The organism is Zunongwangia atlantica 22II14-10F7 (assembly GCF_002094855.1).
In the GTDB taxonomy this organism is placed as follows: Bacteria; Bacteroidota; Bacteroidia; order Flavobacteriales; family Flavobacteriaceae; genus Zunongwangia; species Zunongwangia atlantica.
Window position 1 is genome coordinate 170,880 of the sequence record NZ_ARYN01000012.1, and the last position, 13,052, is coordinate 183,931.

The 13,052-nt window shown below is 35.9% G+C and carries 9 protein-coding genes; 2 read left to right on the plus strand and 7 right to left on the minus strand.

Annotated elements, in window-relative coordinates; all coding sequences use genetic code 11:
• Positions 1 to 3: 3 nt before the first annotated feature.
• The 6 genes from IIF7_RS13995 to IIF7_RS14025 form a co-directional block, all read right to left on the minus strand.
• Positions 4 to 2,568 carry a zinc-dependent metalloprotease gene (locus tag IIF7_RS13995; RefSeq protein WP_084842319.1) on the minus strand — a complete coding sequence of 855 codons (2,565 nt, stop codon included), beginning with the start codon at positions 2,566 to 2,568 and terminating at the stop codon, positions 4 to 6.
• A 95-nt stretch (positions 2,569 to 2,663) separates the two neighbouring features.
• Positions 2,664 to 4,265: a sensor histidine kinase gene (locus tag IIF7_RS14000; protein WP_084842320.1), complete on the minus strand. Its 1,602-nt coding sequence runs from the start codon at positions 4,263 to 4,265 to the stop codon at positions 2,664 to 2,666.
• Between the two features lies 1 nt (position 4,266).
• Complete coding sequence (locus IIF7_RS14005) at positions 4,267 to 5,043, minus strand: LytR/AlgR family response regulator transcription factor (protein WP_084842321.1); 777 nt, start codon at positions 5,041 to 5,043, stop codon at positions 4,267 to 4,269.
• A gap of 964 nt (positions 5,044 to 6,007) precedes the next feature.
• Positions 6,008 to 7,612 carry a type IV secretory system conjugative DNA transfer family protein gene (locus IIF7_RS14015; protein WP_084842323.1) on the minus strand — a complete coding sequence of 535 codons (1,605 nt, stop codon included), beginning with the start codon at positions 7,610 to 7,612 and terminating at the stop codon, positions 6,008 to 6,010.
• 12 nt (positions 7,613 to 7,624) lie between these two features.
• The gene (gene mobB, locus IIF7_RS14020; protein WP_084842324.1) at positions 7,625 to 8,650 is read right to left on the minus strand and encodes a MobB family relaxase; all 1,026 of its coding nucleotides are present in this window, start codon (positions 8,648 to 8,650) and stop codon (positions 7,625 to 7,627) included.
• 11 nt (positions 8,651 to 8,661) lie between these two features.
• Entirely contained in the window at positions 8,662 to 9,189 is a 528-nt protein-coding gene (locus tag IIF7_RS14025) for a BfmA/BtgA family mobilization protein (protein WP_084842325.1), read from the minus strand.
• An 888-nt stretch (positions 9,190 to 10,077) separates the two neighbouring features.
• On the opposite strand from IIF7_RS14025, the gene IIF7_RS14030 reads away from it, so the two are divergent.
• On the plus strand, positions 10,078 to 10,617 hold the full coding sequence (locus IIF7_RS14030) for a helix-turn-helix transcriptional regulator (RefSeq protein ID WP_084842326.1): 540 nt from the start codon (positions 10,078 to 10,080) through the stop codon (positions 10,615 to 10,617).
• 94 nt (positions 10,618 to 10,711) lie between these two features.
• Complete coding sequence (locus tag IIF7_RS14035; RefSeq protein WP_084842327.1) at positions 10,712 to 12,151, plus strand: alpha/beta hydrolase family protein; 1,440 nt, start codon at positions 10,712 to 10,714, stop codon at positions 12,149 to 12,151.
• Between the two features lie 775 nt (positions 12,152 to 12,926).
• On the opposite strand, the gene IIF7_RS21150 is transcribed toward IIF7_RS14035, so the two are convergent.
• The coding region (locus IIF7_RS21150; RefSeq protein ID WP_317041874.1) for a JAB domain-containing protein at positions 12,927 to 13,052 on the minus strand (126 nt) is incomplete at its 5' end.

Genomic DNA, 13,052 nt, shown 5'->3' on the forward strand with positions numbered 1-13,052 from the left:
TTTCTAATTATTAAGATTGTATTCTATTCGAGATATTAAATCCCTATAGTGTGCTTTAGTTATTTCATCTCCCTTATTTTTTTTCTTTTTAAGGAGCTTTAGTATTTTTTCAAGGGAATATCTTTTACTGGTACTCGCATCAGACACCCTTGGTATATAGGAGAAATGAACATTTTTAAAATTTCTAGAATCCTTTGAAACTGTGTTTTCTTTTGTTTTCTTCAGCAGTTCATTTCGATCAACTGTTAGTACATCCACATAATTCTTCTGGGTCATTCTATCGAATCTATTCAGCTCTTTATTTCTTGCTGTTTTTTTGAAAATGGCTTCAAAAAGCTGATTAAAGAGATATTCCTCGGTAAACACCTCTGTTTCCTTCTTCGCAAGAATTTCATTTTCCGTGATTCTCATCAACCGATCTGTTTTCAACAACGCGTAGATCATATTAGTCTGATAGATCCGCTGCATGGAAACGGGTGAATAATAACGTTCTCCATCAGGCGCGTCCCTCACCGCAAATACTTTATCAATCATATCAGGTGTAAATAACCATTCCTGAGGAAGTATGGCATTTTCTACCAAATATTGCAGTGCTTCTTTTTGCAGTTGGGCAGGTACCGGCTGATAAGCTTCCTTTCCATCCCCATATACGGTATTATTGAGGTAGATACCACCAATATTTGCCATCACATGTTTATTATAAAGTTCCCATTGATCTATGACTGCCTTATATAATTTCGAAGCTTTATAATAATCCTGTCCCTCTTCTCTTGTCCATTCCAGAATATTAGGCATTATCCGTTTAAGATTTTTTAGCCCATATTCACTAGCTTTTACAGCATTATCACCAAGATCTTCACTTTGTGATCTTGGATCAACAATACTCATTTGTTGGGCTCCATAGAAATACAACGGGTCATTTTCATGTTTACGGATCCATTTATTGGTAAGAGCCAACTCTTTATGTGCTGTTTCGGTTCCTGTCCATCTATATCCCCAATCAATTGCATACTTATCATAGACTCCGATCTTAGGAGTTATATCTACGACACTATCCTCCGGTTGTGCTACATAATTAAAACGTGCATAATCCATAATGGAAGGAGCTGTCCCTCCCATTCTTGAGGTAAAACTTTTAGATCGTAATGAATCCACCGGATAACTATAAGAAGCCCCCATATTATGTTTAAGGCCAAAGGTATGTCCTACCTCATGAGAAGAAACAAAGCGTATCGCTTCTCCCATATGTTTTTCTGAAAAAGTATTTGCCCTGGCCGCAGCATCGATCACCCCAGTCTGTACACGAATCCAGGAATGAAGTCCTTTCATCAGGTTATGCCACCAAATAATATCAGACTCTAAAATTTCTCCACTTCTGGGATCAACTACTGAAGGTCCCATAGCATTTTGCTGTTCAGAAGCCGCATAGGTAATCACGGAATAACGCACATCATCAATATCGAAGTCTTTATCTTCTGCAGAAGGGATTTTCACCTGAACGGCATTTTTAAACCCGGCTTCTTCAAAAGCTACATTCCAGTCCAAAACACCTTGCTCAATGAAGGGAACCCATTGTTTTGGAGTAGAAGGATCTACATAGTAAATGATAGGCTTTTTAGGTTCTACAAGAATCCCTTGCTTATACTTCTGTATATCTTCCTCCCTGGGTTCCAATCGCCATCGGGTAATAAGCTTTCTGGATTCTACTTCCTGTTGCGTATCGGAAAAATATTCCATTGGGGTGGAAAAATATCCAATTCGCTTATCTCCGAATCGAGGTTTCATCACTTCTTTCGGCAGCAATACTATATTTGTTGTAACTCCTATAGAAAGTGGTAAAGCGGGACCACCACCTTCACTAACCGAGGTTGTAAGTAAAGATTTGGCAACGATATTTTTTGGAAAAGTCTTGACTGTTTCGATAAGGGATAAATTCGTTTTAATACTTCCGCCCAGACCGGTATTTGCCAGGACATCACTAAAACTTTTTTCTTTTCCACTAAAAATTTTATTGACTTTAAAAATACTGGAGGTTGAATCCGTATTTTGTGTGGTTATATCGAACTCCTCTATGATAGACTCACTGAAGTTATCTTTAACCGATAAGCTTATTGCGGCATTCTTTGGCGATTGCACTCTAGGGTTTATAGTTTTGACCCAGACTTTATTTCGGGTAGTATCTTTATAAAATCTAACCAGTTTGGTTTCAAAAGCCATCCCTTTATTAAGTCCGTGACCATTTAAAGCATAAGGAACACTGGAGATTTTATTTACAATGAGTAAATCCTGGGACATTAAGCTATCAGGTATTTCAAAATAATACTCATCTTCTATAGTATATATATTAAATAATCCTTTTCGCTGCTTTCCTTCCTTAAGAAACTTCTGATAATTAAGTTCATCACTATCCAGCTTTGTGGAATCTTCACTAGTTTCTTTAATCTCTTTTTTCTCCTTATTTTCCTTTTTTTCTTCCTGCGCATGAGCTCTTATTCCCGTACTTAAAAAAGCTACCAGTGTAATTACCGCCCATTGATGAATGTTTAAATTCAATAAGAATTTTTTCATGAAATAGATTATTTAAAGTTTAAATATCTATTTGCTTAAGTGTTAATAAAAACCAAATGGAGTGAACTCTTAAAAAAAAGGAGTGAAGTTTAGTATTAGGATAACAGAGGAAGTATGCAAATAAATTTATCTTCTACAATTTTTGTTTTAAAGCTATCAACTTCGTAATAATTATAAATATTCTTTAAATAAGTTAAGCCAATTTTATGACCTTCAATATTTTTTTTCTTTTTAGGCGCATAGCTATTAGCTACTATTACATATGTGGCATGAATTTCAACTTCTATATCTAAAGGCTTATTTTTTGTGATTTCATTATGCTTTATTGCATTTTCCACTAAGGTCTCCAAAGCTAGTACGGGAATTTTTTTATATAAAATCAGGTCATCACCGCTATGATCTGAAATCTTAATATTCAAACTATTTTTAAATCGAATTTTATGTAGAAAAATATACTGTTTCAAAAAAGCTAATTCCTTCTTCAGGCTGGTTAGATTATCATCTCTATTCTCCAATAAATAGCGATAAACATCAGCAAGTTGCAGTACGAATTTCTGAGACAGGTTTGGTTTGGTCTCAATAAGGTAATGCAATGAGTTCAGCGTATTAAAGAGAAAATGTGGGTTCATCTTCTTTTTGAGCTGACTAAGCTGCAATAGCGCATTTTCCCGTTGATAGTTTTCGTTTGCGGTAGCCAAATGTTCTTTTTCTTTTAGCACCCGTAAATTCTCTCTATACTCTTTTTTCAATTGAAACCTAGCAATAAGCAAAAGCAATATGAAAGTAATAAAAGCTAAAAAGCTAATCCAGGAAAAATACTGCTGTATTTCCCCGGTTGTATCCTGAAGATCGAAGTACATAAAATTAGCGACCACGATCAAGGCCTGATCCCCAATAATCACTTCGTCAAAATAGCGTACGATGTCCAATCCTAGATATTGCGAAAATCCATTATCTATCAGCACCTCGCTATCAGGCTGGTTAAAGATGTCTGAAATAGCAAAGGAATCAAAATACGAGGGTATTTTGATTCCAATATTTTCAACTTCGGGATGCAGCAGACATATCCCATTTTTATTAAAAACGCTGGTATAGGAAGTACGTCCCTGATATTTTTCTGAGTAATATTTCCAAAAGGCCTTTAAGTCAACATCATATCCAACAATGATAGTAGTATCTTTATTTCTCTGAAAAACATACGCCTTACGGTTAAGCACTTTGTCACCAGTATTGATTATGGTATCTAAAGTTCCTTTAGGAGCTTGTAGCAATATTTTTTTGTACGGAACCGACTCCTCACCGAGTTTTTCATCTGGTCTTAAATGTTCCGTTTTTTGAATCCCGTCCGGCGTGATGGTATATATATAACTACTGGTATTTACCGCGTTCGATAAAGCTAAATCACTTACAAAATTCAGTTTGTTGATTAAGCTACTTAGAGGAACATCTGAAGAGTCTTCAATAATATTTTTGGAATAGTTTAAAAAACTGTTCAATTGTAAAAACTCAGAAGCTATATTATTCTTTTTAGAATACAGGTCTGCCAGTCTTACATCTTCCATCAGATCGGAAGCCACAGAAGTTATTTTTGGGGTAATTAAAGAGCTTCCTATAAAAAATGCTATAATAATCAGAACGCTTAGATAGAAATACTTTTGATGTTTTCTAAAGCGTCTTAAATAATTAATAAGTTCCATTTTAATGATTTAACCACTCTTTAAAAGCGTTGATATTCATTGAGCTTATTAAAATAGGGTCATTACTACCGGGAGATGGATTTAATTCAATTTTCAGTCGATTTTGACTGTATTTCACAATTGATTTAATGGCGTTATGACTAATAATAAATTTCCTGTTGATCTTAAAAAATTCTTTTGGCGCCAGTTTATCTTCCAAATTTGAAATCGTACTATCATAAAGATAAACTTGATGCTCCCTTGTAAACAAAAACAAAGATTTATTCTCTGCCATAAAATAGGCAATTTCTTCGCTTTTAATCGATATTAATTCTTCACCCTGAGAAACCAGGAAACGATTTTGAATTTTCGGGGATTGAAAATCCGGCAAAGTTGTTTGAATTCGTTCCAATAAACTCTCCACTTTATCGGATTCCCTCTTATCTCCAACAAAGTTCATATATTTTTCAAGGGCTTTATCGAGTTTCTGTCTATTGTAAGGTTTAAGAAGGTAATCAATAGCAAAAAACTGGAAAGACTGCACCGCGAAATGATCAAAAGCAGTGGTAAAAATGATGGGGATTTTAATATTTAATGCATTGAATATTTCAAAACTTTCTCCATCACCAAGGCTAATATCACTAAAAATCAGATCACATGAATGATTTGCAAACCATTCTTTAGCCTGTTTAATATTCTCTAACCTGGCCGCAATTGTAATGTCATATTTTGACTTCAACAATAAACTCTCTAAGGAATCTGCGGCTAAATCTTCATCTTCAATAATAACGACTTTCATTGTAGGGGTGGTAAGCGTTTTAAATATTGTCAAATATCGTGTTAAGTGTTGATTCCTAAATATCTATTCGCATTAAAAGCTTGGCAATATTACTAAAAACTCATGTGTATCAGTGGTTTTAAAACTTGAAATTTCTGAATTTTAAGAATATCCCCCATTGAACCAACTAATATTCCGAATTTTTCAATACTTCTCTCAGCGAAATTGTTTTCAAATTCTAATTTCCAAATGCAGATGATGTAATGATAAGCTCTAAAGCGTATTTAATTTCCCTTAAGTAATGCCTATTATTTTCTTTTAGAAATTGAATACTAGATATTCCTACTTATATTAAGCTTGTTCATCTATGGGACACTGCTTTAAAGTTTCAGCTGTTTTTATTTCACCCGCAAAAAAAATTTAAAAAAATAAAAAAGTTCCTGTTTTGGATTGTTTTATTAGTTTATAATTCTCCCATACTACTTCATCGAAGTTAGAGCAATATTGATTTTGAACAATATCTATTTCATAGCACAGTACCACTACTTGTCCACTGCCTGTCCATATATGGGACATGTTTATAAAAGGTTTATTTATTGTTTATTATTAAAGTTTAATAAAAGAGACCAATTTTTGAACAACAGCTGTCCAGAATTTGATCATTCCCAGTTCAATTTTTGATCAGGAAGTGTATCAAATCTGAACATGTTCACTACTGATCCTATTTTCGGACTACTAGAGGGATGGTATTGGAGATACCCCCAATGTTTAAGCTCCCGAACCAACTTATGATACGTTGTCCGGGAGCGTATTTTAGCCAATCCCATCACCTGCTGACTATTGACCATCAAATTCCTGGGAAAATGCTTTTGATTCCACAGCTCAAAAAAGGCCAGATAGAGGCTACGATGGGATACCGCGATGCGATCATCTTTTGCAAATTTCCGGAGCACGGCATTAAGATGTCGTATATAATTTACCTCACTCATTTCTTCTGAATTTCTGTGGCGATAATCGTTTTCACTTCCCGGTATATTTTCTGAAAATTCGATTCCAGTTCTTCCGGTGTCACTTCATGTTTAGGCGTAGGCAGTTCTTTTGACCATTGGGGTGCTGCGAATTTCACCTTTCGATCTTTCCCATCTGAGAAGGTCACGAACTGTCCAGGTTTTAATCGAAAGAAAAGATCTGCCCTGATCTTAGCCACTTCACGTTCACTTTTGGTAGTTCGGGTATCAAAATTCAGGTTATCACTTTTACTTACGCTAATACTTTTACGCTTTACGATCTCAAAGAAACTTTCGTAGTATTTTGCGGTTTCCGGATCGTTCACCTTTCCGAAGAACTGGTAAGACAAATTACTCAAAATGGCTTTTCCTGCTTCCCTACCGTATAGGATATCATTCTGGATCTTATCCTGAATGACATAAACTGTCGAAATATTATAGCTTCTTAAGGTAGCCGGAATACGCTGCATATTCAATAGTCGGATCGTAGAAGCCTCTTCCATAAGAATAAAAGAACCCAGGCGATCATGCACACTCATTTGTTTGGTGATGCTATGAATAACGGTGGCGATGATAGGAGAATAGGCCGATTCGAATTTTGGATTATTCACTACGGAGATCACTCCCGGATTTTCTGCATTATTAATATCCAGTGGAATCTCATCTTCAGAAAGCACCATAAAGATCCGTTGGGTACTAATCTTTTTAAAAGCATTAGAAAGAGTACTTTTAACCGCTGCGGTTTGGCGTTCCGATTCCACCCCATTGATAAAAGCATTGGCCATCGCCTTTGAGGTGAAATTAGAACTCAACAATTCCACCAGTTCATAGGTCGTACATTGTTGGAATATGGCAATCATATGAGGAAGCGTACAATAATGAGGATAATCTGTTTTCAATTTCCAGATCAGTCCCCCGATAATACCTTCCGCAGCATCATTAAAAAACTTCGAACTTCCCGAAAAGGAACTTTCTTTCTTTTCCAGCAGATTTTCCAGCAGTACCCTTGAAATTTCGTTTACACTCTCTTCATCCAGCATATAACGTGGAGCAATGGGATTCACTTTATGAAATACCCGATCAAAAGAAATCAGGTAAAAAGGGAGCTTACTCTCTTTAAATAAGGGATAGGCAATCCTGGAGAGTTCAAAATTTTTATAGTCATGGATAATCCCACTAAAGCTATGACGGCTAAAATGTCTTAGAAATTGCGCCACGACACTTTCGGTCTTTCCACTTCCTGCCGCACCGATAATGGACACCCCGCGCCGGATATCTTTTAGTTTCATGGAACCCGAAGAAAGGGGCATCCGAAAGACATATTGTTTTTCCGGTTTACCTTTCCCAACATGGAATAATAATTCATACATAATTGCATTAATGATCATAAGGGGCATCACTAAACGCGTCCCCACCAGCACGAACATATCAAAATCAAAACCTTTTGAAAAGCTGATTAATAAGAGGGTAAAAATATAGCCGAGATTAATGGCATTTCCCCAGGTCGATACTTTAAGGCTGAAGTAGAAGATAATCACTGATACAGTGATAAAAAAAGTAAGAATATACAAATTGCTAAACATAACTGATAGGTTTTAATAGCCGATAGAGCTAGCTTTAATACCGGCTTCGATTATTTTTTTAAGTTGTTTATACGCAAACCCCACTTTACTTTGGGGCAGGTGTAAAGCAGGCAATTGCATTCCTGCTTGTCGGATCATTTTAAAGGCAAGTTTTTTCTCATTAACTCCGAGACTCCTTAAGGACATAAAATATTGTTTAGGGTTTTTACTCAGGAGTTTTCTCGCTGAGTAGCTTTCCACATAGTTGCGATTGTATTGGAACATTTTATCAAAAGCCTTTTCCGAATGCTGAAAAAACCGATCCCGTTCAAAACCCCGTTTCACCAGTTTCCCATGCATCTTCACTTCGGAAGCCTTATACTTACTTCCCGGAGACAGGCTATAGGAGTTGGAGGCATCTTTACGGCTTACGATAATATGGATATGACTTTGCAGGCCTTCCTTTTTCATTCCCGGTTCCACCATCTGACCCCTAATTTTGTATGGTGCCTCGCGGATCAGCTTTTGAATTTCATTCTCTATTTTTTGAGAGTTTCCGGGCACCTCTCCTCGAGCTACTTTTCGAAGCTCATTTTTGAGATGTGCTATTTGTTTCGAATAGGGCTTATTTTCCCGGATAGCGATATCATTAGTCTTATAAGATCGCTCCTGTTCAATTTTCGCGAAATACTTAATATCATCAATAGAAACCGGCCGACCGCTTATTTCCCGATGAAAGGAACTCGCATATTCCTTCATCGCCTCCCGAACAAAAGCTTTAAGTTTTTCAGGATTGTTTTGAATATGTTGTAATTCATAACGGCTGGGATTAATAGTGATCGAATAATATTTAGGTTCTTTCAATTTCAGTCGATCCGTATTCCCATCAATCTCTTTGATCACCTGGAAAGGTTTGATTCCATCCTCCTGTTGATTAAAGAAAAATTCCTTTTCCGAGGGATCTTTCCCCTGGTTTTCTTTTTCCAGATAGTTCACAAAATCCCCTGCACTTTGCGAAAAAGCGCCACCAAGCTTTTGAGGGGAGATCGTGATATACATCTTAAGTTTTATTAAGTTTTACGTTTTATCGCAATTTTAAACTGCTCGAATTCGGTTCTGGGAATATTCAGTTTCAGGTAATCCGCTCCAAAGGCATTCCCTTTAATTTCCACCTGTTGAAGCAGGTATTCCAAATCCTTTTGGGTAGCTTTTAAGGTCTCCTGCAATCGCGCAATTTCCAATTCCAGTTGTTCTCGGCTTTGCTCACCCGGTACAGCTTTTTGATTTTTTTCTTTAATCGATGCCGTCGGCAGGTTGCGACCTTCCAGTAATAATTCCAGCATCAGGAATCCCGGTTTTGTTTGCGTCTTTTCAATATTTTTCAGAATAGCGATCACCGCATCAATTCTTTTTTTGATAAGCTGCTCTAGGCTCACTTTGGAGGGCACCAGGCTTTCAAAAGGCGAGAGGTTATTTTTCTCAAAAAAGTCCAGGATCAGATCCAAAGTTTGGGACTGATTCGAATTGTTTTTCTTTGAAAACTCCCGAAACCTATTAGCGGTATGAGCTTTCACCTGAAGTCTTGATTTTGCGGTCATGGCTAGTCTTTTTAGTTTTAGTGGCTATTCTCTTCCTGTATTTTCGGGGGTTTTTAGAGCATTGTATCCATCCGGGTGGCTACTTTTCTGCCTAAAAATTTTAAAACACACCGAAAAACGGGGCTTTAGACGCCTAAGAAATCGAACAACACCGTGAAACGTGTTACCCTCTTGCTATTCGATTTCGTCCCGAACACGGGACAAAATTTTCATACGTATTGGTTTACACCAAGCGCATTATTAGAATAGGATTGAAAAATTCCCCGGACAATTATGATCCGGGGAATCAAAAAAAGTGAAAGTCAAATACGGTGATTAATACGGCATATAAATAGCAATACATCAACACTTTAATTTACAAAATATATAAATTCATATAACATGAATTCAACATTTGATTTGCTATGAATTGCTGCTATTTGTAGTAAAAACGGGGAAATCTGAGAAATTCAAAAAATTACGACGGCAGATTTTCAGTGTTCACCATGTAAAAGTCGATCAAAAATTGAACACCAATTCCATCCATCTCAGCCTACAGACACTCACTACATATTCAAATCAATTAATAATAATTTCAATGATGTCTTGTCGGCTTAAATTTTATGTTGAGTATATGCAAGTAACTACTTCTTGCTGTGATAAAAAGTATTTTCAACCAGCATTCTAACAACATAACTTTAGTAAAACTTCCAATACTTTTTAATTACAGCGAACTACTTAATAATTGATTTAATTCTATCCTTTTTAAAAAAGGATCTGTAAGCTTGTCCATCACTAAGAAGGATAATTTTTATTTAATTATATTTAAACTGATTCAGTAAATGAATCCTTGGTACACCTCTTTAGAAGGTATCTTTCTAAAAGAAAAGAGTATTTATAAATTATTTGATGGATTTTAATGTTGATCCCGATACCTGGTTTGTGTTTAGCATCCTCTTCATTAGTGGACTGGGACTATTTATGTTAGGTTTCATAGTAGTTCCATATCTATTAAGAAAAAAACAGCTCAAGCGATTACACTTCAAGTTTGAAAGAAAGAGCGATCGCTATGAAATGATAGAACAAAAGATATCATCTCGTAAGGAGGTTCTTTTGGAGAAGAACAATCAGCAATTAAAAGCTGACCTGAAAGTATCACTAAAATCACTATTAAAAAGCAAAGGCTCCACAACAGAAGTTCTTAGTTTTTATTCAGATTTCGAGAAAATATATCCACATTTCACGTCTAGTCTTCAAAAGAACATCCCCAATATTACATCCAATGAACTTAAGCTCTGTGCCCTACTACGAATGAATTTGAGCGCCAAAGAAGTGGGTGAATTGTTGAACATCACCCCAGAAAGCGTGAATAAAGCACGGTATAGATTAAGAAAAAAAATAGGCCTATCCCCTAAGGATGACTTAGATATTTTTATTTTAAACATTTAAATTTCAGTCAGTTAAAATCCTGTCTATTATTTGTCCATCATAGTTTTTATCATAATTCACGAGCATCTCTATAGGTTTGTTCAAAACATAAGCCATGAGACTTTTCGAAATCATTTTATTAGTAAGTGCAAGTATTTTCCCTTTCCTATTTTTATTTAAACGAGGAATTGCGAACAAGAAGTTTATCTTCATTTTAGTTGGTATAATTTTCATTCTACATCTTTTGCTGGAAGGATTACGATGGCAAATGTTCCTATGCTATATCCTGATCCTTATAACTTTGATGCTATGGAAAAAAGCAAAGTCAAAACCATGGAATCTCTTTATAAAGATTCTTATGACAAGTAGCTACATTGTTGTTTTAGTATTGAGTTGGTCGTTACCAATGCTCTTACCGGTGTTTACATTGCCGGCACCTACAGGAAAATTTAAGATCGGCACAAAATACATTCATATTAAAACCGACCGTCCGGAATTAATCACCCAGGACCAAAAAGATCAAAGGGAATTGATGCTTAAAGTCTGGTATCCTGCCCAGATTACAGAAGAAGGTTTGGAAGACTACCTGGATAAAGGAAGCAGACTTGGCTTTGCAACAAAATATGGTTTACCGGCTTGGTCAATGAACTACCTGGACTTTATTAAAACCCATACCTATATACAGCCAGCAATCGCAAAAGGAAAATTTCCGGTTTTAATTTTTTCCCATGGTCACTATTCAAATGCATTTGGGTATTATTCCCTTCTTGAAGAAATTGTAAGCCAGGGATATATTGTTATAAACATTAATCATACCTATGAAAGCACCGGCTCCATATTTCCAAACGGAGAAATAAAGCTATACAATACCACCTACGATAGCCTTAGTAATAATTCGGAACAAGCGGAAATGGTCTGGAATGCTACTCAGCAATTTCAACAGGCAGAAAATACAGAAGAAGAATATCAGGCGATTAAAGATATATTAACCGATTACGTTGCCGCTAAAAGTATTCAACGTTGGAGCAATGATATATCCTCAGTAATAGATCATTTGGAAAATGATAAGCAATTGTCTTTCATAGCAACACATATGAAGAAATCAGGCATTGGAGTTTTTGGTCATTCGCACGGTGGAGCGGCAGCGGGGCAAGCTTTACTTGACGATAAACGAATAGAAGCAGCGATCAATATCGACGGCACGCAGTGGGGAGATATGATCAATAGCACATTGAATAAAGCTTTTGCCAGTATATCTTCAGCATGGCCAGAAGAACATCCCAATTTTAATAACCAAGCATTTCGAAATAAAAGCAATGCGGATTTTTATAACATTAGAATAAACAACACAGGGCATTCCAATTTTATGGATATTCCGCTCATGGTCAATGTACCAGCTATTAATGAAGCCGGAGATATGGCTCCATTCAAAGCCTATGAGATAACAAACTCACTTATACTTAAGTTTTTCAATAAATATCTCTTGAATAAACAAAACAACATCTATGCAATAGAGAATAAATTTGAAGAAGTAAGCATTCAAACGGTATTCTAGCACTGCGCCCAACAGCTTTTAATGTTATGAATAAAAATAACGCAGTTTTATGAAAACAGTTTAGCCTCGATAATTTCTATAGATGTTTTAATATCCGAGAAGTACATACACGAGAAATCTTGGATTATGAATAAATCGGGAGTGCTTATATATGTTCCGTGCACTTGACGAGTGCTTTTAAAAGCCCTCTCATCAATTCCTATAATTAAGGATAAATATCGACTTATACTTTTTCCAGAAGATTTATTTCCTATAGGGCCATCTCTAAGCCGATTTTAACACCCTTCTTTTCAATGTACAGGTGGTAAGTTTAAAAAGTGATGGCTTCAGAAGTGTAAGATCCTTATCGATAAATCATCAAAATTTCCTTTGGAGAGAAGATCTATAAAGAAATAGAATTTTGATTAGGCGGACGTCATCGAAAAATTTCGAATGCAATGAAGCCTTCCGATTTTTCATCGGTGCGTGTAATGGAGGTCTAAATTTCTTCGATGGTGTCCAAGACTTTTATCGTGAAGCGCTTTTCCCGAAATGAAGCTTTTGCGAAATATAGTGGGAATGTGCTGAACCCCTCCAGGTTTATTGTTTTAGTAGACACAAGCATTAGAACTAAAAACCTAGTCATTTTAACAGTAAACCTTAGGTCTATTAAAACTAAACTTTTAGTTTTGTCGCACCTAATCATTATTTCGTTAATTTGTGTTAGCCTACAAAAATGGAATAATACAAAAAGGGAGCTTTAGGGCTCCCTTTATTTTTCTTAAGTAATTAAGTATTATAAAATTCCTTCATCGGCAAAGCTCAGGTAATTTCCTTCGCTATTGATGATCAGGTGATCTAGTAGTTTAATATCCATAAAATCACAGGCCTTTTGAATCTTGGAGGTTAGTTTTTTATCGAC

What these genes read in the sequence shown, in the direction of transcription:
- IIF7_RS14015 (WP_084842323.1), bottom strand. Translation starts at nt 7,612, where the DNA reads ATGTTTAGCAATTTGTATATTCTTACTTTTTTTATCACTGTATCAGTG.
- IIF7_RS14035 (WP_084842327.1), top strand. Translation starts at nt 10,712, where the DNA reads ATGAGACTTTTCGAAATCATTTTATTAGTAAGTGCAAGTATTTTCCCT.
- IIF7_RS14025 (WP_084842325.1), bottom strand. Translation starts at nt 9,189, where the DNA reads ATGACCGCAAAATCAAGACTTCAGGTGAAAGCTCATACCGCTAATAGG.
- IIF7_RS14030 (WP_084842326.1), top strand. Translation starts at nt 10,078, where the DNA reads ATGGATTTTAATGTTGATCCCGATACCTGGTTTGTGTTTAGCATCCTC.
- IIF7_RS14000 (WP_084842320.1), bottom strand. Translation starts at nt 4,265, where the DNA reads ATGGAACTTATTAATTATTTAAGACGCTTTAGAAAACATCAAAAGTAT.
- IIF7_RS13995 (WP_084842319.1), bottom strand. Translation starts at nt 2,568, where the DNA reads ATGAAAAAATTCTTATTGAATTTAAACATTCATCAATGGGCGGTAATT.
- mobB (WP_084842324.1), bottom strand. Translation starts at nt 8,650, where the DNA reads ATGTATATCACGATCTCCCCTCAAAAGCTTGGTGGCGCTTTTTCGCAA.
- IIF7_RS14005 (WP_084842321.1), bottom strand. Translation starts at nt 5,043, where the DNA reads ATGAAAGTCGTTATTATTGAAGATGAAGATTTAGCCGCAGATTCCTTA.